Origin of the sequence: Rhodanobacter sp. T12-5, assembly GCF_008329435.1 — a bacterium.
Taxonomy (GTDB): domain Bacteria; phylum Pseudomonadota; class Gammaproteobacteria; order Xanthomonadales; family Rhodanobacteraceae; genus Rhodanobacter.
The window spans coordinates 142,134-167,314 of record NZ_NPKN01000005.1 but is presented as its reverse complement, the minus strand read 5'-3'; the positions used below and the strand labels follow the sequence as shown (position 1 = coordinate 167,314).

The following is a 25,181-nucleotide window of genomic DNA, read 5'->3' as shown; positions in this document are numbered from 1 at the left end:
AATATCTGATTCTTTTCTAATTTGATCGAAGCATAAATTATTGACCGTCATTTGCAAGCGTGTTACACAGCAGTTTCAGGGGATTCCGAAATCGGGGTGTGGTGATGAATGGGTTGCTGCCTGTCGCGAGGAAAGTATGCCGCCGTGGCCGTGCGCTGCGCATGCTGCTGTGCCTGCTCGCGCTGCCGGCCAGCCCGTTCGCACTGGCCGACGCAGCCTCACCCGGCGGCGCCGTCGCGCCCATCATGGCGCAGATCGACGCCGGCCATTTCAAGGCCGCCGACACGGCGATCGCCGACGCACTGGCACAGCCGGGCATCGACGCCGACACGAAAACCGCGCTGGCTTTCCAGCACGAACGCATGCGCCGCATCCTGCTCGACTTCACGCTCAGCGCGGACGAGGTCAAGGCGCGCGTGCGCGAGTCGATTCCCGACCTGACCGACGCCGAATTCGCGAAATGGGACGCTGCCGGCCTGTTCGAGCATCAGGTGATCGATGGCCGCACGCTCTACTTCAAGCGCTCGCCCGGCAACCTGTTCCGGATCAGCCCGCAAGCAGTGGCGCGCCGCGCGGTGCAGACGCCGATCACCGACGGCCCGATGGAATCGCTGAACGCCCACCAGCGCGCGATCTACCACGCGGCGCTCGGCGAGCATCGCAGCAGCGTGCTGCCGCGACGCGTACGCATGACCCAGACACTCACCGTCGATGCCGATGCGGTGCCCGCCGGCGAAACCGTGCGCGCATGGATTCCCTACCCGCAAGCGATCCCGGGCCAGCAGGAGGACATCCGCTATGTCGCCAGCGTGCCGGCAAAACACGACATCGCGCCGGCGTCCGCGGCGCAGCGCACGGTGTACCTGGAGAAGCCTGCGGTGGCCGGCCACAAGACGGTGTTCTCCGTCACCTATGAAGTCACCCTGCTGGCGCAGTACCACGCGATCGACCCGGCCAAGGTGCAGGCCGAAACGATCACCCCGGAACTGGCCCCGTTCGTCGCCGAGCGCGCGCCGCACATCGTGTTCACCGACGCGATGCGTGCGTTCTCGCGCAAGGTGGTCGGCAACGAGAAGAACCCGTACCGCATCGCGCAGAAACTGTTCGCCGCGGTCGACAGGATTCCGTGGGCCGGCGCACGCGAATACTCGACGATCAGCAACATCAGCGACTACGCGCTGCACGCCGGCCATGCCGACTGCGGCCAGCAGACGCTGCTGCTGATGACCCTGCTGCGCCTCAACGGCATTCCCGCGCGCTGGCAGTCGGGCATGGTGTTCTCGGACGACGGCACCGGCTACAGCAACATCCACGACTGGGGCTACCTGTACCTGGCGCCGTACGGATGGGTGCCGATGGATGTCACCACCGGGCGCCTGCACCCGGGCCCGGGTGACGACAAGGCACTGGAGTGGTTCTACCTCGGCGGGCTCGATGCGTACCGCATCGCGTTCAACGCCGACTACGGGCGCCGCTTCGTGCCGCCCAAGCAGCACTTTCGTTCCGACAACGTGGACTCGCAACGCGGCGAGGCGGAGTGGCGTGGCGGCAACCTCTACTTCGACCAGACCGGCTACGACTTCGATTGGCAGATCCATCCGGTGTCGCAGGGACGCAACAACAACTGAACCAGCAGCTATTTCATTTGAGGCATCGACGGCGTCGATGGGGAGATGGGGATATGGGCAGCAGCAACCATAAATTTCGCAGGACCGTCCTTTGCGTGGCGCTGGGCGCAGGCCTTCTGTCGATGGGCGCACCTGCCGCCTACGCGGGCAGCAACGACGGCTCGGTGGTCGGCCATACCGCCGCCGGTGCCGTGATCACCGTGCACAGCGCCGACAACGGATTCACCCGCTCGGTGACCGCCGACGACAAGGGCAACTACCGCTTCCCGTTCCTGCCGGTCGGAACCTATACGCTGGAAGGCAGCAAGGGCGGTGCGCCGGTCGGGCAACCGGTCAACGTCACGGTAAGCCTCGGCAATGCCACCACGGTCAACCTCGGCGCCGCCGCGGCCACGACCACCCTGGAAACGGTCAACGTCAGCGGCAGCATCCTGCCCGGCGTCGACGTCACCTCGACCGAATCGGCCACCAACGTCACCCGCGAGCAACTGGCCCGCATACCGGTGGACCAGAACATCACCTCGGTGGCGGTGCTGGCGCCGGGCGTCAACAAGGGCATCGCCGGCTTCGGCGGCATCTCCTTCGGCGGTTCATCGGTGGCGGAGAACTCGTTCTACATCAACGGCCTCAACGTCACCGATTTCTACAACCGCAACGGCTTCTCGTCGGCTCCGTTCGCGTTCTACCAGGAGTTCCAGGTCAAGACCGGCGGCTATTCGGTCGAGTTCGGCCGCACCACCGGCGGCGTGATCAACGCGGTGACCCGTTCGGGCACGAACGAATTCAAGTTCGGTGCCGAGATCACCGCCGAGCCGGCCGACTGGCATTCGGCCGGCGACAATCATTACCGCAAGAACGGTGATCTGTACCTCGTCTCCAGCGAAGACCGCGACTCGCTGTTCAAGACCAACGTCTACGCCTCCGGCCCGATCGTGAAGGACAAGCTGTTCTTCTTCGCCATGTACGAGGCACGCGCCGAAACCCCGCGCAATACCGACGACCTCGGCCAGACCATGACCCGCAACAATGCCCATCCCGGCTTCTGGGGCACCAAGGTGGACTGGCACATCAACGACAGCAACCTGCTGGAGTTCATGGCTTTCTCCGACAAGGACTCGAACGTCGGCAGCGTCTACAACTACGACCTTGCCAGCCACACGCGCGGCAGCAAGACCGACGAGATCTACACCGACAACGGCGGCCGCAACTGGGCGCTGACCGGCACCAGCTACCTGACCAACAACCTGTCGATGAAGCTGATGTACGGCCGCAACGAACGCGAGGCATTCAACCGCGCCCTGAGCGATCTCGAATGCAACCACGTCGGCACCGACGGCAACATCGCCACGCCGGACATGGCCCTGGGCTGCACCACCAGCACCTCGGTGGCGCACCGCAACGACGTGCGCAAGCAGGCCCGCGCCGATTTCGAGTGGACCCTCGGCGACCACCTCGTGCGCTTCGGTTTCGACCACGAGACGAACACGTCCGGTTACGATCGCTACTACCCCGGCCCCGACGCGATCTACTACACCGTCTACGCCGGCAACCCGGGCGATTCGATCTCCAACCCGAATGGCGGCGGCGTGATCCCGCCCGGCTACACCGGCTACGTCCGCGCGCGGCGCTACGAGATCAACGGCACGTTCGAGTCGACCAACTCGGCCTATTACGTGGAAGACAACTGGCAGGTCACGCCGAACCTGCTGCTCAATGCCGGTCTGCGCGACGACGGCTTCGACAACAAGGACGGTTCCGGCCGCAGCTACATCAAGATGGACAACATGATCGCGCCGCGACTGGGCTTTTCATGGGACATGAAGGGTGACGGCACCACCAAGCTGTTCGGCAACCTCGGCCGCTACTACCTGCCGGTCGCCAACGTGATCAACATCAAGCAGGCCGGTGGCCTGCTCGACCAGCGCACCTACTACGCGTTCGGCGGCTGGGAGACCAAGAACCGCGACGGCAACGAATATGCGATGCCGATCCTCGGCCCGCAACTGGGTGGCGTGGATACTTCGCAAGGCGACGGCACTGTCGGCGACCTGCGTTCCGAGGTCGATCACGACATGGACCAGGTCTACCAGGACGAGGCGATCCTCGGCTTCCAGCAGATGCTCGACGACAAGTGGTCGTGGGGCGTGAGCGGCACCTACCGCCGCCTGCACAACGCGATCGACGACATGGAGATCAGCGCCACCGCGCAGTGCGGCGAGAACGGCTACATCGGCTGGGTGATGGCCAACCCCGGCTCCAAGGTGCAGGTGTGGGGCGACACCAATTGCGACGGTACGCCTGACGGGTATCTCACCGTCGACACCTCCAAGGAAGGCTGGGCGATGTATCGCCAGGATGGCGTCGACGCGAACGGCGATCCGGTCCTGACCTACATCGGCCAGCGCGGCTGGGTGAAGCCCAAGCGCACCTATACCGCCGTGGAGTTCCAGATCGATCGCGCGTGGGACGAGAAGTGGGCGTTCAATGCGTCGTACACGCTGTCGTGGAGCCGCGGCAACGCCGAAGGCCCGGTCAATTCGGACACCAACTTCGACGACACCGGCCGCACCGAAAACTTCGACGACCCGTGGGTGAACTTCGGCGGCGACGGCTACCTGCCGAACGACCGCCGTCACCAACTCAAGCTGCGCGGCACCTATGCGCTGACCCCGCACTGGCTGATCGGCGCAGACGTGCAGGCACTGTCGGGCACGCCGATCACCGGTTTCGGCGTGGGCAATCCGTTCGATTACAGCAACTACCACAGCTACTACATCTGCGTGCAGAACTGCAGCTCGACCAACTCCGCCGACCGTGTCTACGTGAACTCGCCGCGCGGCAAGTACGGCCGCACGCCATGGACGTACAACATCGGCGCCAGCGTCACCTACCTGCTGCCGATCGGCGACAAGGGCCGCTTCAAGGCCAAGCTGGCGGTCTACAACCTGCTCAACTCGAAGCGCACGCTGAACGTCGATCAGGACCTGCAGACCACGATTGGCGACAGCACCAACCAGAATTTCGGATCGCCGATCAGCTTCCAGGCACCGCGCTTCACCCAGCTCACCCTCAGCATGGATTTCTGACGCCCCCCCTTGGGCGGCTCGCGGTTGGCGAGTCGCCCTTTTTTTGACGTGGGACCTCGGCTCGCGGTTGGCGAGTTGCCTTTTGCCCGGGACCTGCGCGACAGCCGCGTCGGGCGCCCCTCGACACGGAACACCGCCTTGCAACCGACGATGAGAACGAACGAGCCCACGCCGGTTGCCGCCATCGACAGCGCCCCAGCCACCGCCGACCATCGCCACTTCGACGGGGTCGACCTTGAAAAGCTGGCGCAGCGCATTCCCACCCCATTTCACGCCTATTCCGCGACGGCGATCCGCCAGCGCATCGGCGAACTGCAGTCGGCGCTCGACGGCCTCGACGCCACCATCTGCTTCGCGGTCAAGGCCAACCCGAACCTTGCCATCCTGCAGCTGATGGCGAACGCCGGCGTGGGCGCCGACATCGTCTCGATCGGCGAGCTGCGCCGCGCCCTGCATGCCGGCATACCGGCCGACCGCATCGTGTTTTCCGGCGTCGGCAAAAGCGCCGACGAGATCGCCGGCGCGCTCAGCGTCGGCATCGCCCGCTTCAATGTCGAGTCGCTCGACGAACTGCACACCTTGCAGCGGCTGGCGCAGGCGCGGCAGGTGATCGCGCGCGCCGCGGTGCGCATCAATCCGGATGTCGACGCGCGTACCCACGCGAAGATCTCCACCGGCAAATCGGAAAACAAGTTCGGCGTGAGCATCGAGGAGGCGCGCCGCTGGTTCGCCGAGCGCAAACAGCTTTCGCACGTGCAGCTCAACGGCCTGCACGTGCACATCGGCTCGCAGATCCTCAGCCTGGAACCGTTCCGCCTCGCGCTGCAGCGGGTCGCGGCGTTCTGGCGGGAGCTTGTCCAGGCGGGCCATTCGATCACCAGCATCGATGTCGGCGGCGGCCTCGGCGTGTGCTATCGCGCCGGCACGGATCGGCCGGTCGCCGCTGCCGATTACGTGGGCGTGATCCGTACCGCGCTGGCCGGCTACCACGGCCGCCTGCTGCTGGAGCCGGGCCGTTACCTGGTGGCCGAAGCCGGCGTGCTGCTGACCCGGGTGGTCCGCATCAAGACGGGCATCGAACGCCAGTTCCTGGTGCTGGACGCGGCGATGAACGACCTGCTGCGACCGAGCCTTTACGACGCCTGGCACGACATCGTGCCGGTGTCCGATGCAGCCCGTCCGACGACCCGCTACGACATCGTCGGGCCCGTCTGCGAAACGGGCGACACGTTCGCCCGTGACCGCGAGCTGCCCGAATGCGCAAGCGGCGACTTGTTGCTGATCAAGGGCACCGGCGCGTACGGTACGTCGATGGCGTCCACCTACAACTCGCGACCGCTGGCTGCCGAAGTACTGTTGCAGGACGGCCGCTACGCCGTGGTGCGCCGCCGCCAGCACTTCGAGGAAATGATTGCCGGCGAACAGCCGGCGCGAAACTGGGAAACCGCATGAACATGACCGCCCGCCTCGCCATCCTCGCCGCCCTGACCATGGGCGCCGCCGTGCCGGCACACGCCACGCAGGATCCGCCGATCACCATCGACAGCCACGTCGACATCCCCTTCAACTACATGGGCGAGCCACGTTTCGACGCGGGCAAGGACACGCGCCTGCTGGTCGACCTGGGCAAGATGGAGCGCGGCGGCCTCGACGCGGCGTTCTTCGTGATCTGGGTGCCGCAACACAAGCTGGACGCCGCCGGCTACGCCAAGGCGCGTGCACAGGCCCGGCAGAAGTACGATGCCATAGGCCACATGTTGCTCGCCTACCCCGACCGCATTCGCCTGGCCACCACGCCCGAACAGCTGGTGGCCAACCACAAGGCCGGCCTGCTCTCGGCGACCATCGAAATCGAGAACGCCTATTCGCTCGGCCACGATCTGCACCGCCTCGATGCCGCGTTCGATCGCGGCGCGCGCTCCGTCGGCCTGGTCCACGTCGGCAACAACGACCTGTGCACCAGCTCGCTGCCCGACACCGAACACGGCGAGCCGGCGATGAACAGCGCCGGCGACAAGGGCATGAGTGATTTCGGCCGCGCCGTGGTGAAGCGCGCGAACGAACTCGGCATGATGGTCGACATCTCGCACGCGTCGGACAACTGCGTGCGCGATGCGCTGAAGGCATCCAGCGCGCCGATCATCGCCACCCATTCCGGCGCCCGCGCCGTGCTCGACCACCCGCGCAACCTGCCCGACGACCTGCTGCGCGCGATCGCCGCCAAGGGCGGCGTGATCGACGCCGTCGCCTACAAGGAATTTTTGAAGAACGACCCGGGCCGCGCGGCCGCGGAAAAGAAACTGCAGGAAGCCGTGGCGAAACAGGCCGGCGAAAAGGAATACGACAGCGACGCCGACGACTACCGTCCGGAGATGGAAGCCGGCATGGCCGAGATCCAGAAGAAATACCCGCTGGCCACCCTGGACGACTACGTGAAGCAGATCCGGCACATGGTGAAGGTCGCCGGCATCGACCACGTCGGCCTCTCCTCCGACTTCGACGGCGGCGGCGGCATCACCGGCTGGAAGGATGCCGGCGAAACCCGCAACGTCACCGCCGCCCTGCGCAAGGCCGGCTTCAGCGACGCCGACATCGCCAAGCTGTGGGGCGGCAACCTGCTGCGCGTATGGGGCGAGGTCGAGCGCCATGCCGCCCATCATTAAGCCGCACCTGCTGCTCGCCGCGGTACTCGGGCTGGGTTGCACACTCGTCCACGCGGCCACGCCCGGGGCCAAAACCGCTGCCTACGACAAGATCGTCGACGCCACCGTCGCCCGTTACCACCTGCCCGGCATCGCCGTCGGCGTGATCGAGAACGGACAGGTCGTCTACACGCGCACCGTCGGCGAAACCGTCGCCGGCTCGGGCCGGAAGATCACGCCGGATACCCTGTTCAAGATCGCCTCCAACAGCAAGGCGATGACCACCGCCCTGCTCGGGCGGCTGGTCGACCAGGGCGAGCTGCGCTGGGACGACCCGGTGACGAAGTACCTGCCGCAGTTCCGCATGCACGACCCGTGGGTCACCGCGAACATGCGCGTGGCCGACCTGCTCACCCACTCCAGCGGCCTGCCCGAAGGCGGCGGCGACCTGATGCTGTGGCCGGAACCGAACAGCTTCACCCGCGCCGACATCATCCACGGCCTGCGTTTCATCAAGCCCGGCTACAGCTTCCGCTCGCAATACCAGTACGACAACCTGCTCTACGTGGTGGCCGGCGAAGTCGCCGCCGCCGCGGGCGGCGCACCGTACAAAACGCTGATGCGCCGCGAAGTGTTCGCGCCGCTGCACCTGGATCGCTGCCAGGTCGGTGCATGGAACCGCGACGCGGTCGGCGACGTCGCCACCCCGCATCGCCGCGACGACGGTCGCAATGTGGCGATTCCCGAGGAGGCCGCGATTCCCGCGATCACCTCGGCCGCGGCCGGCGGCATCCGCTGCGACCTCACCGACATGCTCAGCTGGGCACGCAACTGGCTGGTGCCTACGCCCGCGCAGCTGGAATGGCTGTCGCCGGCGCAGCGGCAGATCCTGCAGGCGCCACACATGCTGATTCCGGTGTCCGCACAGCGCCGGGCCTGGGACAATTCGCACATCATGGCCTACGGTTACGGATGGCGCATGACCGACGTGGACGGCCAGTGGAACGTCTGGCACACCGGCACCTTGAACGGCATGTACTCGATGCTGTCGCTGTTGCCCGACCACAAGAACGGCTTCGTCTTCATGATCAACGGCGAAGCCGATGACGCACGCACCGTGCTGGGCGAAGCGCTGACCAAACACTTCACCCAACCCGGCGATCCGCACGATGTGAACTGGTACGCCGACGCGCTGGAGCGCACGGCGAAACAGCACGCCGGGAAATCGCCGCTGCCGGATACCTCGACACAGCAGCCGGCTGCTGCGGAGGACATGGCGGCGTGGACGGGTACCTGGTACGACCCGTGGTTCGGCGACGTCTCGCTGTGCCCGCGCGACGGCAAGGTGCGTTTCGCAGCGGTGAAGTCGCCGACGCTGACCGGCACGGTGATGCGCCTTGGCACGCGCTATCTGGTGCACTGGGACGACCCCGGCGACCTGGATGCGTGGCTGGATTTCCATGCGGCCAGCCCCGACCATCCGGTCACCCTGCGCATGGCCAAGCTCGATCCGAACGGCGACTTCAGCTCCGACTACGAAGACCTCGACTTCCAGCGCATCGGAAGCTGCAGCCCATGATCATCCGGCCATCCATGACCATCCGCAGGAGCCCGCTCGCGGGCGATGCCTTTACTCCCGGGAGGATCGCCCGCGGACGGGCTCCTGCGAGAGCCTGGCTTCTGATCGCGTTCGCCTTGCTCGTCGTCATCGGCGGAATCGCCCACGCGGAACACCCGACTCTTTCTCCCGCAAAAACTGCCGCTGCCGCCAACCTGGTCGACATCCGCAGCCTGGTGCCGGACATCGCCGAGGACATCAAGTACGCCGGCAGCGACAACTTCGTCGGCGCGCCGGTGGACGGCTATCTGGCGCCGAAGTGCTTGCTGCTGCGCCCGGTCGCCGAGGCGCTGGCCCGGGTCGAACACGAGCTGCGCGCGCAACACCTGCGCCTGAAGATCTGGGATTGCTATCGACCCGCCCGCGCGGTGGCGAACTTCGTGCGCTGGGCGCGCGACCTGGACGACCAGCGCACCAAGCCGAAGCACTACCCCACGCTGGACAAGTCGCAACTGCTCGGCGACTACATCGCGCCGGTCTCCGGCCACAGCCGTGGTGCCACCGTCGATCTCACGCTGGAACGCTGCGTCGCCGGCGACAAGCCCTGCGAGCCGCTGGAGATGGGCACCGACTTCGACTACTTCGGCACGCGCGCAAACACCGACACCCCCGGCCTCACGTCGCGGCAACGCGAGAACCGCGCCTTGCTGCTCGGCGCGATGGAACGCGGCGGCTTCCGCAATTACCCGATGGAATGGTGGCACTACACCTTCACGCCGGAACCCACGCCGCACACGATCTACGACGTGCCGGTGCAATGAGCACGGTCGCACCGTCCCAATCCCTGCCTGGAGGTCTGGCATGCGTATGCCGAGGTTGATTTTCGCCGCGACGATCTTGCTCGGCAGCTGCGCAGCCACCGCCACCGACGCCGCGCAGCACACCGACCACCTGATGCGGAAATACGCCGGCAACGTTCCCGGTGCCTCGCTGCTGGTGCTCAAGGATGGCAAGCCGCTGGTCCGTCGCGGCTACGGCATGGCGAACATGGAGCAGCACATCGCCGCCACGCCGGCCACCGACTACCGGCTTGCCTCGGTGAGCAAGCAGTTCACCGCCGCGGCGATCCTGCTGCTGGCCGAGGACGGCAAGCTGAAGCTCGGCGATTCGATCCGCCACTGGCTGCCCTCGTTGCCCGGGATGGCCGACAAGGTGACGCTGCGCGAGTTGCTGAGTCATACCGGCGGGCTGATCGACTACGAAGAGCTGATTCCACCAGGCACCACCGGACAGCTCGACGACCAGGACGTGTTGCGCATGCTGTCGGCCACGTCGAAGAGCTACTTCGCGCCGGGTACGGCCTACCGCTACAGCAACACCGGCTACGTGCTGCTCGGGCTGGTGGTGGAAAAGGCTTCGGGCGAAAGCCTGCCGGCATTCATGCAGCAGCGCATCTTCAAGCCGCTGCACATGGACCACACGCTGATGTACGTGCGCGGCGGCCCCGAAGTGACGAATCGCGCCTACGGTTACAGTGAGGAGAACGGTCGCTGGACGCGCACCGACCAGAGCGTCACCAGCGCCACCCGCGGCGACGGCGGCATCTATTCCTCGATCGACGACCTGGCCAGATGGGACGCCGCGCTGTACGACGACCGCCTGCTCAGCGACGCCTCGCGCAAGCTCGCCTTCAGCCCGCACGTGAAGGTCGTCGGCGAACCGTACGAGGCCAGCTACGGTTTCGGCTGGCGCATCACCGGCGACACGCTGTGGCATTCCGGCGAGAGCATCGGCTTCCGCAACGTGATCGTGCGCTGGCCGAAGCAGCACCTCACGATCATCCTGCTCAGCAACCGCAACGAGCCGGAGCCATACCGCACCGTGCTGGCGATCGCCCAGCGGTACCTGCAATGATCCTTATGAGAGGTCCGTTTTCGCCGGGCCGCCTGCTGCGCCGCGCGACCCTGCTGGTGCTGGTCGCACTGCTCGCCGCCTGTGCGCCGCTGCCGCCGCGCAATCCGCTGGCGACCTGGGTGCCTTCGCCCAACCACGACATCCGCCGGCCCGTGTTGATCGTGCTGCACTACACCGACCAGCATTCGGTGCAGGAAAGCCTGGATACCCTGCGCACACGAAACAGCGGTGGCCCGGTCAGCTCGCACTATCTCATCGGCAGCGACGGCCACGTCTACCAACTGGTGTCCGACCAGTTGCGCGCGTGGCATGCCGGCCCGGGGCACTGGGGCACGATCACCGACATCAACTCCGCCTCCATCGGCATCGAGCTGGACAACGACGGCCATTCGCCGTTCGCGCAACCGCAGATCGACAGCCTACTGCGCCTGCTCACCGACCTCACCGACCGCCTGCACATACCGCGCACGCAGATCGTCGGTCATCAGGATTTCGCGCCCGCGCGCAAACCCGACCCCGGCCCGCTGTTTCCATGGAAGCAGCTCGCCGATGCCGGCTTCGGGTTATGGCCGCAAGGGATACTGATCGATCCGCCGGCCGGCTTCGATCCGTGGATGGCGCTGGGTCTGGTCGGCTATCCGCTGGAAGATCGTCCCGCCGCCGTGCACGCCTTCCACAACCACTTCCGTGGCATCGACGGCGACACGCTCGACGCCGAGGACCTGCGCATCCTCTACAACCTGGCGCAGCAAATCGAATCCGGCAGCACTACGCGAACCGCTGGCTAGAACGCCAACACCTGATCGGTATAGGTCTCGACCAGCGCGCTGAACGGCCGGCCATCGCCGGCGAACAGCAACGCGCGATGCTGCAGCAGAAAGTGTGGCATGGCCAGCGCGCGTGCGGTCGGTTGCATCTGCGTGCGATGCAACTCCCAGCCAGCAGGCAGTGGCGACCACAGCAAGTCGGCGCTTAGCGTCTCGCGGCGAAAATGCAGCGGCTGCACCACCTTGCCGAAGGGCGTGTCGGTGCTGTCGAGCTGGCGATTCATCGCGGCAGTCAGCCGGTTCGGCAGATACCAGTTGTCCGCTTCGGACAGCACGTGATCGCCGCACTTCAACCGCACCCGTCGGTACTTCACCGGCTCGCTCGCATCGATCGCCAACCGCGCGCGCCATTGCGGTGGCAACGGCTTGTCGCCACCATGCACACGTTGTGCAACGACGCGTGCCGGCGTCGCCATGTGATGGGCGCCGCACCAATGCTCCAGTGTCAACGTCGCGCTGTCATGGCTGAGCAAGTCGGCATTGAGGGTCTGCAGCAGGGCCAGCGCCTGGGTTCGGGCGAGCGGCGTATCGGGCCATTTCGGCGCCGCCGCAGTTCGTGCGATGGCGACGTTGCAGCCGATCATCGACAGCAGCGCGAACAGGCACACCCGGCGGAACGCCTTCACAGCCCTTTCGCCGCCTGCGCCACCGCGCGGAACAATGCACGGCCCTTGTTCATCGTCTCCTCCCATTCGGCGGCGGGATCGGAGTCGTAGACGATGCCAGCGCCGGCCTGCACGTGCAGGCGGCCGCCGTGGATCACCGCGGTACGGATCGCGATGGCGGTGTCGGCGTCGCCCCACCAGCCGATCCAGCCGATCGCGCCCCCGTAGATGTTGCGCTTGTACGGTTCCAGTTCCTGGATGATCTCCAGCGCGCGCACCTTCGGCGCGCCGCTGAGCGTACCGGCCGGGAAGGTGGCCTTCAGCACGTCCATGTAGCTCAAGCCTTCGCGTGCGGTGCCTTGCACCTGGGAGACGATGTGCATCACGTGCGAGTAACGCTCGACCACGAACGAGTCGCTCACTTCGACGCTGCCGGTCTCGCTGATCCGGCCAAGGTCGTTGCGGCCGAGATCAATCAGCATCACGTGCTCGGCCCGCTCCTTCGGGTCGGCCAGCAGCTCGGTCTCCAGCGCCTGGTCTTCCTCTTCCGTGGCGCCTCGCCGGCGCGTGCCGGCGAGCGGTCGCACCACCACCTTGCCGTCCTTCAGCCGCGCGAGGATCTCCGGCGAAGAGCCGACGATCTGGGTCTCTCCGAGATCGACGAAGTACATGTACGGTGACGGATTCAACGCGCGCAACGCGCGGTACACGTCGACCGGCCGCGCGTTGAAACCGACGCTCAGGCGCTGCGACGGCACCACCTGGAAGATGTCGCCGGCGCGGATGTATTCCTTCGCCTTTTCCACCATCGCCTCGAACTCGTCCTTCGTGAACGAGGATTTGAAATCGCTCTCGTCCAGCGCGATCGACTGGGTGAGCTGCGGATACGAGGCGCCGCCCTGGCGCAGCCGGTAGACCAGCGCGTCGAGCCGGCGCTGCGCCTCGGCGTAAGCCTGCGGCTGCGCGGGGTCGGCGTGAACGATCAGGTACAGCCTGCCCTTGAGGTTGTCGAACACCGCCACTTCCTCGGCCAGCATCAGCAGCACGTCGGGCGTGCCCAGCTCATCCAGGCGATCCCACTGCGCCAGCCGCGGCTCGATGTAGCCGATCGTCTCGAAGCCGAAGTAGCCGACCAGACCGCCCGAGAACGCGGGCAGTTGTGGCAGCCGCGGCACGTCGTACTGCGCGCGCAGCTTCTCGATTTCCGCCAGCGGTTCATCCAGATGGCGGCGCTCGGTGACCTCGCCGGAATCCTCCACCTCTAGCTCATGTCCGCGCAGGCGATACACCCGCTTCGCCGGCAGCCCGATGATCGAATAGCGTCCCCAGGTGGCGCCGCCCTCGACCGATTCGAACAGGAAGGTGTACGGGCCATCGGCCAGCTTCAGGTACACCGACAGCGGCGTGTCGAGGTCGGAAAACACCTCGCGAACCAGCGGAATGCGCGTATGCCCTTGGGCCACCAGCGCGTCGAATTCGGCTCGGCTGATTTTATCGGGGGAGATCACGTGGGAAAATCCGGATGGCCAAACGAGGAAGCGGCCATTGTAGGCGAAGCGCGGCTTCAGCCACTCAGGCGCTGGCGCGGCATGCCGTGCAGGCGCAGCGAAAACGCCACGCCGCTGCCGTCGTCGAGGTTGCGGGCGCTGGCGATGCCGCCGTGGCGTTCGGCCACGAGCCGTACCACGTAAAGGCCCAGGCCCAGGTGCGGGGCATCGCCGGGGGTGGCCTTGTCGCGCAGGCTGACCAGCGAATCGAACAAGCGGCCCTGCATCGTTGCGGGCAACGGCGGGCCCTGATTGGCCAGCTCGATTTCGGCGCCGTCCGGCGTGCTGCGCAGTTCCAGCCGCAGCCAGCCGTTCGGCGGGGTGAATGACAGCGCGTTGTCGAGCAGCTTGTCCAGCGCCTGGGCGATCAGCTCGGGCGCGCAATGCAGGTACAGCGGCGTGTCGGGCAACGTGCATTCCAGCCGGCGCGTATCGATCAGCGGCCGATAGGCGTCGGCGCAGCCGCGCACCACGTCGCGCAGGTCGACGTCCTCGGGTTCGGCGGCAAGGATCGAGCGTTCCATCCGGCTCGACTCGCTCATCGCGCGCACCAGCGCGCCGAGCCGCGCCACGCCGTCGCGGGCACGGGCCAGGTACGGCTGTGCTTCGGCCGGCAGCGCGGACCGCTCCTGCAGTGCATGCTCGAGGTTGTCCAGCGACGACTTCACGATCGCCAGCGGCGTGTTGAGTTCGTGCGAGAGTTTCGAGGCGAGCGTGCGCAGGTAATCGGTGTATCCGCCGACCACCTCGAACAAGCGCTCGAAGCTGCGTGCCAGGTCGCCGATCTCGTCCGGTGCATCGGTCATCGGGAATTTGCCGCGTTCGAACAAGCCGTCCAGACGTCCATCGTTGAGTTGCGCGCGCTCGGCCGCGTTGCGCAGCCGACCAAGCCGCAGGCTGAGCCGGGTGGCGAACGCGAGCAGGATGCCGCCGGCTACCAGCAGCACGCCGAAACTGGTCAGCAGCAGGCCGAGCAAGGCCTTGTTGGCCAGCAGCGGCACCGCGCGGCTGGCCTGCTCCAGCAGCAGCACGCCATCGACCTTGCCGGCGTGCTGGATCGGCACCGCGGCAGCCAGTACCACGCTGCCGCGCTCCTCGCCGTTGCGCCAGACCGCCACCGGCTTGCCGCCGCCGGCGGCGCCGACTTCGGCGGTGTCCAGCCGCGGCACGTCCTGCGACCACAGATCCGCATCCTCCAGCCTGGTCGCCAGCAGCGATCGGTAGACCAGCGAGGCGAACCAGCCGGGCTGGCCATCGCTGCCGGGCGTGGTGTCGAGACGTCCGCTGCGCGCCAGCAACCAGCCTTGCGGTGCCAGCACGCGTGCCTGCACGCGGTCGGGCACGAGTTGGGCCAGCTCGCCGGAGAGCGTTTCCGAATAGCGGATCAGCGGTCGCGTATCGGAAGCCATCCGATCGCCTCCCGCCGACGCGTCGTAGACGCCGACCCCCAACGCGTGCAACCGCAGATTGCGCGGCAGGCGCAGTTCGACGTGATAGCCGCTGCCGTCCTCCTGCCACTGCGCAGCGATCAGCTCGGGCAGGCCGTCGACCGCCGGATCGAGCGGCCGCGCCGTGAGCGACCCCGGTGCCGCACTGGCCAGCAGGTAGCGCCGTTGTCCGGCGGCGTTGGACAGGGTCAGGATCAGGTGATCGGCGGCGAGTGCGCCGACATCGGCGGCATCGGCGCGTGTGCGCCGGGTGTCGCGCACGTCCGCGTACAGATACAACCAGGTGTCGTCCGCGGCCAGCAGCAATTTGCCATGCTGACCCAGCGATTGGCTCCACGGCGTCAACGGCGCCCAATCGTCGCCATAACCGTCCACCGTGATCGGCCCCGCGGCCGACTGCACGTACCAGCCCCGCGCCGGCGCCGACTGCACTGCGCCGGTCACCACCAGGCTGCGTGCCACCGCGCCGGCCGAGGCCAGCAAGGCCTGCGCCTGACCTTCGCGCAGCAACGCTTCCATCTGCCGCACGTACAGCCAGCCGGCGATCGGCAGCGCCAGGGTGCACAGTGCAACCAGCAGGAGTTTTCGACGCAGGCTCATGCGGCTGGGCGATCAGCGGCCCGGCGCACGCGCGGGCATGGACGTATCCCGCATCCATCGGGATGCCACCACCACCTGCATGAAATCGCCAAGCAATGCACGGCGTGACGGATCGGCAGCGTCGAATGCCATCGACCAGCTCAGCCGGACGCCGCTGGCCGTACCGGGATCGCAAAACACCACCACGTCATCGACGTGATCGCTGCCGCTGTACACGGTTGCCTCGCATGGCATCGCCGGATGGTGCACGGCAAAACCGGAGACCTTGCCGGCCGGATCGTGCTGCAGGTAGCGCTTGCGATCGGCCTCGACCTCGGCAGCCAGCGTCGGCAGTTTGCGGGGCCACACGTTGAGTACCATCACCCGCTGCGGATTGCCGCTCCACTCGCCCTGGTAGAGCACGGCGTCGACACCGATCGCCCGTGCATAGGTGCAACAGTCGCGTGTCCAGCCGGCGGGTGTGGCGGCTGTGATCACCCACGCCGGCGTGTCACCGTCGCGGGCGCCACGTGCCAGCGTGTTGTCCACCGGCGTAGCTGCCTGCGCCAATGTAGTCACCACACCCAGCGCCAGCAACGACAGCACGCGGCGCATCGGCACGCGCCACCTCACGGCTTCCACCGGTAGCCCACGCCGTGCACGGTTTCGATCGCGTCGAATTCCGGTGCCACCGCGATGAACTTCTTGCGGATGCGCTTGATGTGCGAAGTGATGGTGGCGTCGTCGACGACGAGCTCCGCCTCGCGCATCAGCTGGTCGCGGTTCTTCACGTGGCCGGGGAAACGGATCAGCGTGTGCACCATCCAGAACTCGGTGACGGTAAGCGGCACTTCCTCGCCGTTCCAGCTGATCCGCATGCGCTCGGACTCCAGCTTCAGCGGGCCATGCTCGATCACCGTCTCGCTGGACGCCGGTGCCTTCAGCGATTCGATCCGGCGGAACAGCGCGGCGATGCGCGCAGCCAGCTGGTGCAGGCTGGTGTCCTTGCTGAGGTAGTCGTCGGCGCCCAGGCGCAGACCGGAGATCACGTCGAAATCCGAGTCGCGCGCGGTGAGGAAGATCAGCGGTAGCGTCGACGATTTCGCACGCAGTTCGCGGCACAGGTCGAAGCCGCCCTCCGGTTCGTCGCCGAGGCCGATGTCGATGATCACCAGCTCCGGCAATTTCATCGCAAAGGCGCTGGATGCTTCCTGGCGCGAGCCGTAGCCACGCGCGTCGTAGCCGAAACGGTTCAGCGCCTCGACGTAGTTGGCGCGGATCAACGGTTCGTCTTCGACGATGGCAATGCTGCGGCCCATGGCGCGCTCCCTGTTGTAGTGCGCGCAGCGTGCTATGCGCGCCGCGCCGACGCAAGTCGCCTGGTGCAACTGCCAGCGATTTGCCACAAGCCAGCGGCAAACCGGCCGCATTGCGCCGGTCGTCGCGCCGCTGCGGCCGGTTTGATGGGAACCGTGCACCGCACGTGGAGACGCTCATGTCAAAAACCGAAATCACCGAACGCGACCCGAACACCGAACTGCAAGGCTTCGAACCCCTGCGCATGACCTTGGCGCTGGGCGCGCTGCTGCTCGGCCTGCTGCTGGGCATCCACTGAGGAGACTGTCATGTCGAAGCTCTTTTCCCATCCATTCCGTTTCAACCCATTTGCCGTGGAAGGCACTGGCACGTTCGGCGCGAAAGGAGTCGCGCCGGACGTGGGCCAGGATGAAACCGACCCGGATTGGCAGCCGATGTAACGCCTGCTCCGCCCCCTGTTCCCTCCGACATGGTGGTTGTTCTCCCCTCGCTTGCGAGGGGATTTTTTTTGCGCGCCATCCATGGAAAACGCCGTCAGCGTTTCGCCCCGATTGCACCGCATCCCGGCTCCGTTGCGTCGGCGCTTCGGCCGCTGTCCGTGCGGCAATGCAACCGTGCCACCTTTCAACTTCAAGGAATGACCATGCCTGCCTCACGACGATTCCCATCTGCACTGTGTTGCTTGCTCGCGCTCTGCGGTTTGCTGTTCGGCATGGCCGCGCACGCCGGTACGCCGGGCAGCGGCGAGCTGCGCCTGCACGATCGGGCCGGCCACATGCAAAGCCTGGCCAGCCTGGATACCGACGTGGAATACCACGTCAGCGGGCTGGTCGCCGAGGTGCAGGTGCGCCAGCAGTTCCGCAACACCGGAAAGGACTGGCTGGAGGGCGATTACCTGCTGCCGCTGCCCGTCGGCGCGGCGGTGTACTCGATGGCGCTGGACATCGGCGAGCGCCGCATCGTGGCCGACATCAAGCCGAAGGAAGCGGCGCGCAAGGTGTTCGAGCAGGCCCGCACCGAGGGGCGCAAGGCCGCGTTGATCGAGGCGGACAACGGCAACCTGTTCCGCACCGCTGTCACCAACGTGGCACCGGGCGAGGCAGTGACGATCGTGCTGCATTACTGGCAGCGGATCGATTACCAGGCCGGCGAATTCTCGCTGCGCTTCCCGCTCACCTTCACCCCGCGCTACCACATGCAAACCGGCGCGCAGCCAGGCGATACCGGCATCGACGCGCCGCAGGTGTTTGCCGATGACGACGCGTCGGCGCCGCTGCGCACGCATATCGCGGTGCGGCTGGATGCCGGCGTGCCGCTGGCCGACGTGGCCAGCCCCAGCCACGCGATCGTCAGCGAGCGGCAGGGCAAGTTGTGGAACATCCGCCTGCGCGACGACAGCGTGCTGCCCGATCGCGACTTCGTGCTGCACTGGACGCCGCAGCCACGGACCCAGCCGAACGTGGCCAGCTTCAGCCAGGACGTCGACGGCACGCACTACGCGATGCTGATGTTGTTGCCGCCGCAGCAGCAGGCGCAGCGGTTGCCGCGCGAACTGATCCTGGTCATCGACACCTCCGGCTCGATGGGCGGCGAATCGATCCGCCAGGCGCGCGCCGCACTGGACCTGGCGTTGAGCCGGCTGCAACCGGGCGATCGTTTCAACGTGGTCGAATTCAACTCGATCCTCAACCCATGGCAACAACAGGCCGTGGCCGCCACGCCCGCGGCCTTGCAGCAGGCGCGCGCGTGGGTGGGCCAATTGCAGGCCGGTGGCGGCACCGAGATGGAGCCGGCGCTGCGCTTTGCACTCGGCGGCCACGCGCCGCCCGGCTATGTCCGCCAGGTGCTGTTCGCCACCGATGGCGCGGTCGATGACCCGAACGGGCTGATGCACTTGATCGACGAACGACTGGGCGATTCGCGGCTGTTCCCGATCGGCATCGGCAGCGCCCCGAACGCGCAGTTCCTGCAGGCAGCGGCACGCCACGGCCGCGGCAGCGAAACCGTGATCGCGGATACCGGTTCGCTCGCCGCATCGATGCAGCAATTGCTGGCCAAGCTCGACCACCCGGCCCTGCGCGACCTGCGCGTGGACTGGCCGGCGGGCAGCGAAGCGTATCCGCGCCAGCTGCCGGACCTGTACCTGGGCGAGCCATTGCTGGTTACCGCGAAACTGCCGCAGCGGATCGCGAAAGTGCAGGTGCACGGCAAGCTGGCCGATCGCGACTGGACCGTACCGGCGGACCTGTCCACACCGGCACCCGCCGAGGGGCTGGACCGGCTGTGGGCTCAATCGCGCATCGCCGATCTGGAGGATCGACTCGCCCGCGGCGGCAACGCGGAGGAACTGGTCGGGGAAATCACCCGCACCGCACTCGCCGCCCATCTGGTCAGCCGCTACACCAGCCTGGTGGCAGTGGACACGACGCCGGCACGCAGCGCCGAGGCCGCGCTCAAGCACACACGGATCCCCAACGTGATGCCGTCCGGCACCCACTTCGCGCAAACCGCCACCCCGGCCGAACTGGAAGGGTGGCTGGCCCTGCTCGGCCTGCTGCTGGCGGCACTGGCTTGGCGGATGCAGCGGGCGGCGCGATGAACCGGCGGCGTGGCTGGCGTTACCTGATGTTCGCCGCGCTGGCGCTGGCGGCCGGACTGGGCCTGGATGCCGGCTGGATCCACGCCAAGGCGGCGTTGGCGCAGGTACTGCTGGAGCGCGCCTGGGCGCACTCCGACCACGGCCGCCGCACGCAGCGGCCGTGGCCGTGGGCCGATATCGCGCCGCTGGCCCGGCTCAGCGTGCCGCGGCTAAAGCGGAATTTGATCGTGCTCGACGATGCCAGCGGCCAGGCGCTGGCGTTCGGCCCCGGCTGGACGCCGGGCAGCGCACGGCCCGGAACGCCCGGGCTCGTCGTCATCAGCGCCCACCGCGACACCCAGTTCAGCTTTCTGAAGGCGTTGCGCCCGGGCGACCGCGTGCACCTGGAGGGCCCGGCCGGCGGCAGTGACTACCAGGTGGAAGCCAGTCGCATCGTCGACAGCCGCCAGCACGGCCTGCCCGCTGCCGACGCGATGGACGGGCTGTGGCTGGTCACCTGTTATCCGTTCGACGCGATCGTGCCCGGCGGGCCGTTGCGCTACGTGGTCCAGGCGCGCCGCCTGAACGGCGGCAGCGGATGATCGAACCGGCGGGAACCAACCCGGAGCGCCCCGGTCAGAACTTGTGATTGGCACCGGTTCCATTGCCGTGGAACGTGCCGGTGCGATGGTTGACCCCTCCCTCTGCAGCGATCGCATCGGCACAGCCAATCACTGGTGTTTCCTCTCACGTCATTCCGACGACGTTTACCCGGCGCAACTGCGCCGGGTTTTTTATGGAAGCGTCGAAGAGTCTTTGCCGGCTTGTCGTGCATTTCAGCCGGCTGGAGACGCGATCCCTGCCTTCGCAGGGATGACGGGCTTTGAGGGGTCCTCAGCCGATCGCCTTGCGCATGGCGGCGCACATCCTCAATCGATCGCCTTGCGCATGGCAGCGCACATCCTCAATCGATCGCCTTGCGCATGGCGGCGATCTCGGCACCGTAATCCTTCGCGTGGAAGATCGCCGAACCGGCCACGAACGTATCGGCGCCGGCAGCGGCGATCGCGCCGATGTTGTCGGCAGTGACGCCGCCGTCCACTTCAAGGCGGATCGCGCGGCCGCTCGCCTCGATCCGTGCGCGCGCCTGGCGCAGCTTGTCCAGCGTGCCGGGGATGAACTTCTGGCCACCGAAACCGGGGTTCACCGACATGATCAGGATCAGGTCGAGCTTGTCCATCACGTAGTCGAGGTAATCCAGTGGCGTGGCCGGGTTGAACACCAGCCCGGCCTGGCAGCCGGAATCCCTGATCAGCCCCAACGTGCGGTCGATATGCTCGCTCGCTTCCGGATGGAAACTGATCAGGCTGGCGCCGGCCTTGGCGAAGTCCGGCACGATGCGGTCGACCGGTCTGACCATCAGGTGCACGTCCACCGGCGCCGTGATGCCGTATTTGCGCAGCGACTGCAGCACCATCGGGCCGATCGTGAGGTTCGGCACGTAATGGTTGTCCATCACGTCGAAATGCACCCAGTCGGCGCCGGCGGCAAGCACCGCGGCGGTGTCCTCGCCGAGCCGCGCGAAGTCGGCGGCGAGGATGGATGGGGCGATGATGGGGGATTGCTTGGTCATTTGAGTGCCAACCGGATCGGGTGTCTTTGTGGGAGCGGCTTCAGCCGCGATGCCTTTGGTGCAGACAAGGGCATCGCGGTTGAAGCCGCTCCACAGTCTAATGCCTACTTGAACCCGCGCATTTCCTTGATCCGGTCGTACGCAGCGTTGATATCGCTGGCGCGCGCCTCGGCGCGCTTGCGCATGTCCTCGGGCAGGTCGCCGAGGCGGTCGGGGTGGTGTTCGGAAATCAGCTTGCGATACGCGCGCTTGATCGCGCGATCGTCCGCGTTGCGATCGATGCCGAGCACCGCGTACGGGTCCGGCCCCTGCGCCGAGCGCTGCGGCGGCACGTAGCCGCCCGAACCGGTCGAACCATGCGCGTGGCCATGACCGTGGCCGCGCGGGCCGCCGGCGTTCCACGCGTAACCCTTCATCGCCATCAGGGCCATCAACTCCATGTCGCTGATGCGCAGCGCAAAGGCCAGCTGGCGCAGGATCGACATCTTCTCCGGCGACGGGTTGCCTTCGGCCAGCACCGTCTCGATCACCACGTCGAGCACCGGAAAGGCATGGTCGCGGCGCAGGCCCACCCAGTTGCGCAGGGCGGTAATGGTCTGCGTGACATCGAACTCGGGCTGCTTGCCGACGTTGAAACTGGCCACCGCCTGCTTGCGCAACTCCGCGCTCAGATTCATCCGCGTCATCAGGCGCTCGGCTACCGCGATCTCCTGCTCCGACACGCGGCCATCGGATTTCGCCACCGCGCCGAGCAGGGTGAACAACGGGCCGACGAAGCCGCCGGCTTCCGGAATCGCGCGCTTGCGCTGGCTGTAGCGCAGGTTGTCGAAAACAAACCCGATCACCGCGCCGGTGATCGCACCGGGCAGGTGGCCGATGATCAGCCCGAAAAAGGCGAACCACAGCGTGTAGGAAAAACTCATGGATGATCCTGCGGCTGCGGCGATTGGACGCTGTACCAGCGCGCCAGTGCGTCGAGGTCGGCGTCGCTGACCGGGCCGATCGCAGCGCGCATCACCGGCACATTGCGGCGGCCGTCGCGATACTGCTTGAGGGCATCGCGCAGATAGTCCAGCCGCTGGCCGGCCAGATTCGGCACGCCGGGCATGCCGGCCTGGCCGTGGGTACCGTGACAGGCCGCGCAAAGCCCGAGCCGAGCCGGCGCAGCAGACTGTCCACGGACATGTGTCGGGATGGCAGCGGCAAGACAGGCGGCCGCGATCAGTGAAATACGCATCGGCAACAGATGGGGCTAAAGGTCGCCAATTCTAGCAGTCCGCCTGAATTCCCTCGCTCCCGCGTTTCCGGCACCCCGGCCGCAGCGGCTACAATAGACGGCTTCCCCATCCGTGGAACCCGCCGCCGTGCCCACCACCTTGCCGCAATCGAACCTGCCCGGCCTCGAACTGATCCACCGCGGCAAGGTACGCGATGTCTACGCGCTGGACGACGACCGGCTGCTGATGGTCGCCACCGATCGCCTCTCGGCATTCGACGTGGTGCTGCCGAACCCGATCCCGGGCAAGGGCGAAATGCTCACGCAGATGTCCAATTTCTGGTTCGGCAAGACCGCGCACCTGGTGCCGAATCACCTGCTCGACGTACCGCTGGCCGAAGTGCTGCCGCCAGGCACCGACCTGGCGCTGTACGCGAAGCGTACGGTGGTCGCGCGGCGCCTGAAGCCGGTGCCGGTGGAAGCGATCGCCCGCGGCTACCTGATCGGCTCGGGCTGGAAGGACTATCAGGCGAGCGGTTCGCTGTGCGGCATCGCGCTGCCGGCCGGGCTCAAGCAGGCGCAACAATTGCCCGCGCCGATCTTCACGCCATCGACCAAGGCCGCCGTCGGCGACCACGACCAGAACGTCAGCTACGACGTCGTGGTCGATGCGGTCGGCGCCGAACTGGCCGGCAAGGTGCGCGACGCGACGCTGGCGATCTACCAGTGGGCAGCCGCCTATGCGGCCGAACGCGGCATCATCATCGCCGACACCAAGTTCGAGTTCGGCACCGACGCGAACGGCAAGCTGTACGTGATGGACGAGATGCTGACGCCGGACTCCTCGCGCTTCTGGCCGGCCGACGAATACCGCATCGGCATCAGCCCGCCCAGCTACGACAAGCAGTTCGTGCGCGACTGGCTGGAGACGCAGGACTGGAACAAGACCGCGCCCGGTCCGGCGATCCCGGACGAGGTGATCGCCCGCACCGCCGCCAAGTATGCCGAGGCGCTGCAGCGCCTGGCCGGTATCAAGCTCGACTGAATACCGTTTTCGGACGAACACCCTTCCCCGTTCGCGCTGAGCGCAGCGGCGGAGTCGAAGCGCATCGCGCGAGGCGTCGACTTCGCGCCTTCGGCGCTACGCTCAGCCCGAACGGATCGGGATATATTCAGGCCGGATGCCAGCAGGACCATACCCAACCCGGAGTTGCCCCGATGCGCGACATGCAGAGCTGGCTCGACAGTTACAGCGGCGACCACCAGAACCCGACCAACCGGTTGTTCCACTGGTTTTGCGTGCCGCCGATCGTGTGGTCGGTGATCGCGCTGTTGTGGGCGATCCCGGTGCCTGTCAGCCAGCTGCGCCCCGGCTCGTGGGCGGTGCTGGTGATGGTGCTGGCGTTCTACTGGTACTGGAAGCACTCGCACCGGCTGGCCGTCGCGCTGCTGATCGCGTTCGCCCTGCTCGGCCTGCTCACCAACTTCCTGTACTCGCGGCTCGGTGTCGCCCAGCTTTGCTACCTGGCCATCGGCGTCTTCGTGGTCGCCTGGATCGGCCAGTTCATCGGCCACAAGTTCGAGGGACGCAAACCGAGCTTTCTCACCGACCTGGCCTATCTGCTGATCGGCCCGGCATGGCTGATGGCCAAGCTGCTGCGCGGACTGGGATTCAAGCAAGTCATATGACCACTCTGCTTACCGTGATCAGCAGCCTGCTGTGGTGGGTGTTGTACAGCAGCATGGCTGCGCTGGTGTTCGCCCTGATCGGCTGGTCGGTGCTGCGCTGGACCGAACGCTGCGCGGTGGTGTTCAATCGCATCTATCTCGCCTGCCTGCTGTGGACGATGCTCGGCATGCTGCTCGTCGTCGGCGTGGCCGCCTACGAAGGTCATCTGCATCCGCCCTATGGCGCGCTGCTGAGTTCCGGCCTGCTGCGCTGGATGCTGGTGCTGGACATGCTGGTCGGCAGCATCCTGCTGTGGCGGCTGGTGCCACGCATCGACGCCCGCCGCATTCGCCCCGGCAGCGCCTGCATGGCGGTGGCGGTGATCATGGCGATCGGCTTCGGCGTCGCTACCAGCCTGGCCTGAACAATGCTGGCCACGCGGAGGGGTGAAGCGTTCACCCCTCCGCTGGGTCACACGTGCGTCAGCATGCCGCCGAAGAGCACCGCCATGACGGCGAAGAAGATCACCCCCAGCACGATAGCGATCACGCTGTAGACCAGTTGCACCGTGCAAGCCTTGCCGTAGCCGATCTGGCTGCCGTCCTGCGCCAGCAGCAGATAGTTCACCATGGCAGCGCCGACCAGGAAATTCACGATCATCGACAACAGTCCGCCGACGGCTCCCTGCGTCACCATGCCCACGACTGCCATCGCTACGACCACCGCGATCCAGGTCAGCACCAGCGCTCCCACCGCGCGCAGGTAGGACGGCATGTAGCCGACCACCAGGCGGAACGACACGCTCAGCACCAGTGCCGCAAGCAGGATGCCCACGACGACCATCACCAGGATCCCGACCAGACCCATGCCGGCCAGCGCGGCCCACGAAGAAGTACCCATAAATCCCCCTGACTCGGTGAAAGGAAAACCGCCC

23 protein-coding genes are annotated in these 25,181 nt (G+C 66.6%); 14 read left to right on the top strand and 9 right to left on the bottom strand.

Annotation, left to right across the window (positions count from 1 at the left end):
* Positions 1-104 precede the first annotated feature (104 nt).
* The 8 genes from CIW53_RS11835 to CIW53_RS11800 all read left to right on the top strand — a co-directional run bounded on the left by CIW53_RS11835 (position 105) and on the right by CIW53_RS11800 (position 11,616).
* Positions 105-1,628 (top strand): transglutaminase domain-containing protein, encoded by a 1,524-nt coding sequence (locus tag CIW53_RS11835; RefSeq protein WP_149364926.1) that lies wholly within the window; start codon positions 105-107, stop codon positions 1,626-1,628.
* A gap of 53 nt (positions 1,629-1,681) precedes the next feature.
* A complete protein-coding gene (locus tag CIW53_RS11830) occupies positions 1,682-4,714 on the top strand; it encodes a carboxypeptidase regulatory-like domain-containing protein (RefSeq protein WP_149364925.1) in 3,033 nt (1,010 codons plus the stop codon).
* 150 nt (positions 4,715-4,864) lie between these two features.
* Positions 4,865-6,166, top strand: a complete 1,302-nt coding sequence (gene lysA / locus CIW53_RS11825; RefSeq protein ID WP_149364924.1) for a diaminopimelate decarboxylase — start codon at positions 4,865-4,867, stop codon at positions 6,164-6,166.
* Positions 6,163-7,377 (top strand): dipeptidase, encoded by a 1,215-nt coding sequence (locus CIW53_RS11820; protein ID WP_149364923.1) that lies wholly within the window; start codon positions 6,163-6,165, stop codon positions 7,375-7,377. Before lysA ends, CIW53_RS11820 begins: the two co-directional genes overlap by 4 nt.
* Positions 7,361-8,935, top strand: a complete 1,575-nt coding sequence (locus tag CIW53_RS11815; protein ID WP_149364922.1) for a serine hydrolase — start codon at positions 7,361-7,363, stop codon at positions 8,933-8,935. Before CIW53_RS11820 ends, CIW53_RS11815 begins: the two co-directional genes overlap by 17 nt.
* A gap of 116 nt (positions 8,936-9,051) precedes the next feature.
* A complete protein-coding gene (locus CIW53_RS11810) occupies positions 9,052-9,735 on the top strand; it encodes a M15 family metallopeptidase (RefSeq protein WP_242451876.1) in 684 nt (227 codons plus the stop codon).
* Positions 9,736-9,775: 40 nt separating this feature from the next.
* Complete coding sequence (locus tag CIW53_RS11805; RefSeq protein ID WP_172969652.1) at positions 9,776-10,828, top strand: serine hydrolase domain-containing protein; 1,053 nt, start codon at positions 9,776-9,778, stop codon at positions 10,826-10,828.
* Positions 10,829-10,833: 5 nt separating this feature from the next.
* Positions 10,834-11,616: an N-acetylmuramoyl-L-alanine amidase gene (locus CIW53_RS11800; protein WP_149364920.1), complete on the top strand. Its 783-nt coding sequence runs from the start codon at positions 10,834-10,836 to the stop codon at positions 11,614-11,616.
* Here CIW53_RS11800 and CIW53_RS11795 read toward each other — a convergent pair.
* From CIW53_RS11795 to pdsR, 5 genes are all read right to left on the bottom strand, one after another.
* The gene (locus CIW53_RS11795) at positions 11,613-12,281 is read right to left on the bottom strand and encodes a hypothetical protein (protein ID WP_242451875.1); all 669 of its coding nucleotides are present in this window, start codon (positions 12,279-12,281) and stop codon (positions 11,613-11,615) included. The two genes, CIW53_RS11800 and CIW53_RS11795, sit on opposite strands and share 4 nt — an antisense overlap.
* Positions 12,278-13,750: an anthranilate synthase component I gene (gene trpE / locus CIW53_RS11790; protein WP_172969662.1), complete on the bottom strand. Its 1,473-nt coding sequence runs from the start codon at positions 13,748-13,750 to the stop codon at positions 12,278-12,280. The genes CIW53_RS11795 and trpE overlap by 4 nt, the downstream gene beginning before the upstream one ends.
* A gap of 74 nt (positions 13,751-13,824) precedes the next feature.
* Positions 13,825-15,855, bottom strand: a complete 2,031-nt coding sequence (locus CIW53_RS11785; RefSeq protein WP_149364918.1) for an ATP-binding protein — start codon at positions 15,853-15,855, stop codon at positions 13,825-13,827.
* Positions 15,856-15,867: 12 nt separating this feature from the next.
* Entirely contained in the window at positions 15,868-16,449 is a 582-nt protein-coding gene (locus CIW53_RS11780) for a hypothetical protein (protein ID WP_149365045.1), read from the bottom strand.
* A gap of 14 nt (positions 16,450-16,463) precedes the next feature.
* Positions 16,464-17,153, bottom strand: a complete 690-nt coding sequence (gene pdsR, locus CIW53_RS11775; RefSeq protein WP_149364917.1) for a proteobacterial dedicated sortase system response regulator — start codon at positions 17,151-17,153, stop codon at positions 16,464-16,466.
* 306 nt (positions 17,154-17,459) lie between these two features.
* Between pdsR and CIW53_RS18080 the strand changes: the two genes are divergently transcribed.
* From CIW53_RS18080 to CIW53_RS11765, 3 genes are all read left to right on the top strand, one after another.
* On the top strand, positions 17,460-17,591 hold the full coding sequence (locus tag CIW53_RS18080; RefSeq protein WP_277949635.1) for a hypothetical protein: 132 nt from the start codon (positions 17,460-17,462) through the stop codon (positions 17,589-17,591).
* Between the two features lie 242 nt (positions 17,592-17,833).
* A complete protein-coding gene (locus CIW53_RS11770) occupies positions 17,834-19,750 on the top strand; it encodes a marine proteobacterial sortase target protein (RefSeq protein ID WP_172969651.1) in 1,917 nt (638 codons plus the stop codon).
* Positions 19,747-20,331, top strand: a complete 585-nt coding sequence (locus CIW53_RS11765; protein WP_197736652.1) for a class GN sortase — start codon at positions 19,747-19,749, stop codon at positions 20,329-20,331. The genes CIW53_RS11770 and CIW53_RS11765 overlap by 4 nt, the downstream gene beginning before the upstream one ends.
* Positions 20,332-20,693: 362 nt before the next feature.
* Here the strand turns inward: CIW53_RS11765 and rpe are convergent, their stop codons facing one another.
* The 3 genes from rpe to CIW53_RS11750 all read right to left on the bottom strand — a co-directional run bounded on the left by rpe (position 20,694) and on the right by CIW53_RS11750 (position 22,599).
* The gene (rpe, locus tag CIW53_RS11760) at positions 20,694-21,362 is read right to left on the bottom strand and encodes a ribulose-phosphate 3-epimerase (RefSeq protein WP_149364915.1); all 669 of its coding nucleotides are present in this window, start codon (positions 21,360-21,362) and stop codon (positions 20,694-20,696) included.
* A gap of 104 nt (positions 21,363-21,466) precedes the next feature.
* Positions 21,467-22,285: a co-chaperone DjlA gene (gene djlA, locus CIW53_RS11755; protein WP_149364914.1), complete on the bottom strand. Its 819-nt coding sequence runs from the start codon at positions 22,283-22,285 to the stop codon at positions 21,467-21,469.
* The gene (locus CIW53_RS11750) at positions 22,282-22,599 is read right to left on the bottom strand and encodes a c-type cytochrome (protein WP_149364913.1); all 318 of its coding nucleotides are present in this window, start codon (positions 22,597-22,599) and stop codon (positions 22,282-22,284) included. Before CIW53_RS11750 ends, djlA begins: the two co-directional genes overlap by 4 nt.
* Positions 22,600-22,726: 127 nt before the next feature.
* On the opposite strand from CIW53_RS11750, the gene CIW53_RS11745 reads away from it, so the two are divergent.
* The 3 genes from CIW53_RS11745 to CIW53_RS11735 all read left to right on the top strand — a co-directional run bounded on the left by CIW53_RS11745 (position 22,727) and on the right by CIW53_RS11735 (position 24,671).
* Positions 22,727-23,623 (top strand): phosphoribosylaminoimidazolesuccinocarboxamide synthase, encoded by an 897-nt coding sequence (locus tag CIW53_RS11745; RefSeq protein WP_149364912.1) that lies wholly within the window; start codon positions 22,727-22,729, stop codon positions 23,621-23,623.
* Between the two features lie 173 nt (positions 23,624-23,796).
* Entirely contained in the window at positions 23,797-24,267 is a 471-nt protein-coding gene (locus CIW53_RS11740; RefSeq protein ID WP_149364911.1) for an Mpo1-like protein, read from the top strand.
* Positions 24,264-24,671 carry a hypothetical protein gene (locus CIW53_RS11735; protein WP_149364910.1) on the top strand — a complete coding sequence of 136 codons (408 nt, stop codon included), beginning with the start codon at positions 24,264-24,266 and terminating at the stop codon, positions 24,669-24,671. The genes CIW53_RS11740 and CIW53_RS11735 overlap by 4 nt, the downstream gene beginning before the upstream one ends.
* 47 nt (positions 24,672-24,718) lie before the next feature.
* Here the strand turns inward: CIW53_RS11735 and CIW53_RS11730 are convergent, their stop codons facing one another.
* Positions 24,719-25,147 carry a hypothetical protein gene (locus tag CIW53_RS11730; RefSeq protein ID WP_149364909.1) on the bottom strand — a complete coding sequence of 143 codons (429 nt, stop codon included), beginning with the start codon at positions 25,145-25,147 and terminating at the stop codon, positions 24,719-24,721.
* Positions 25,148-25,181 lie beyond the last annotated feature (34 nt).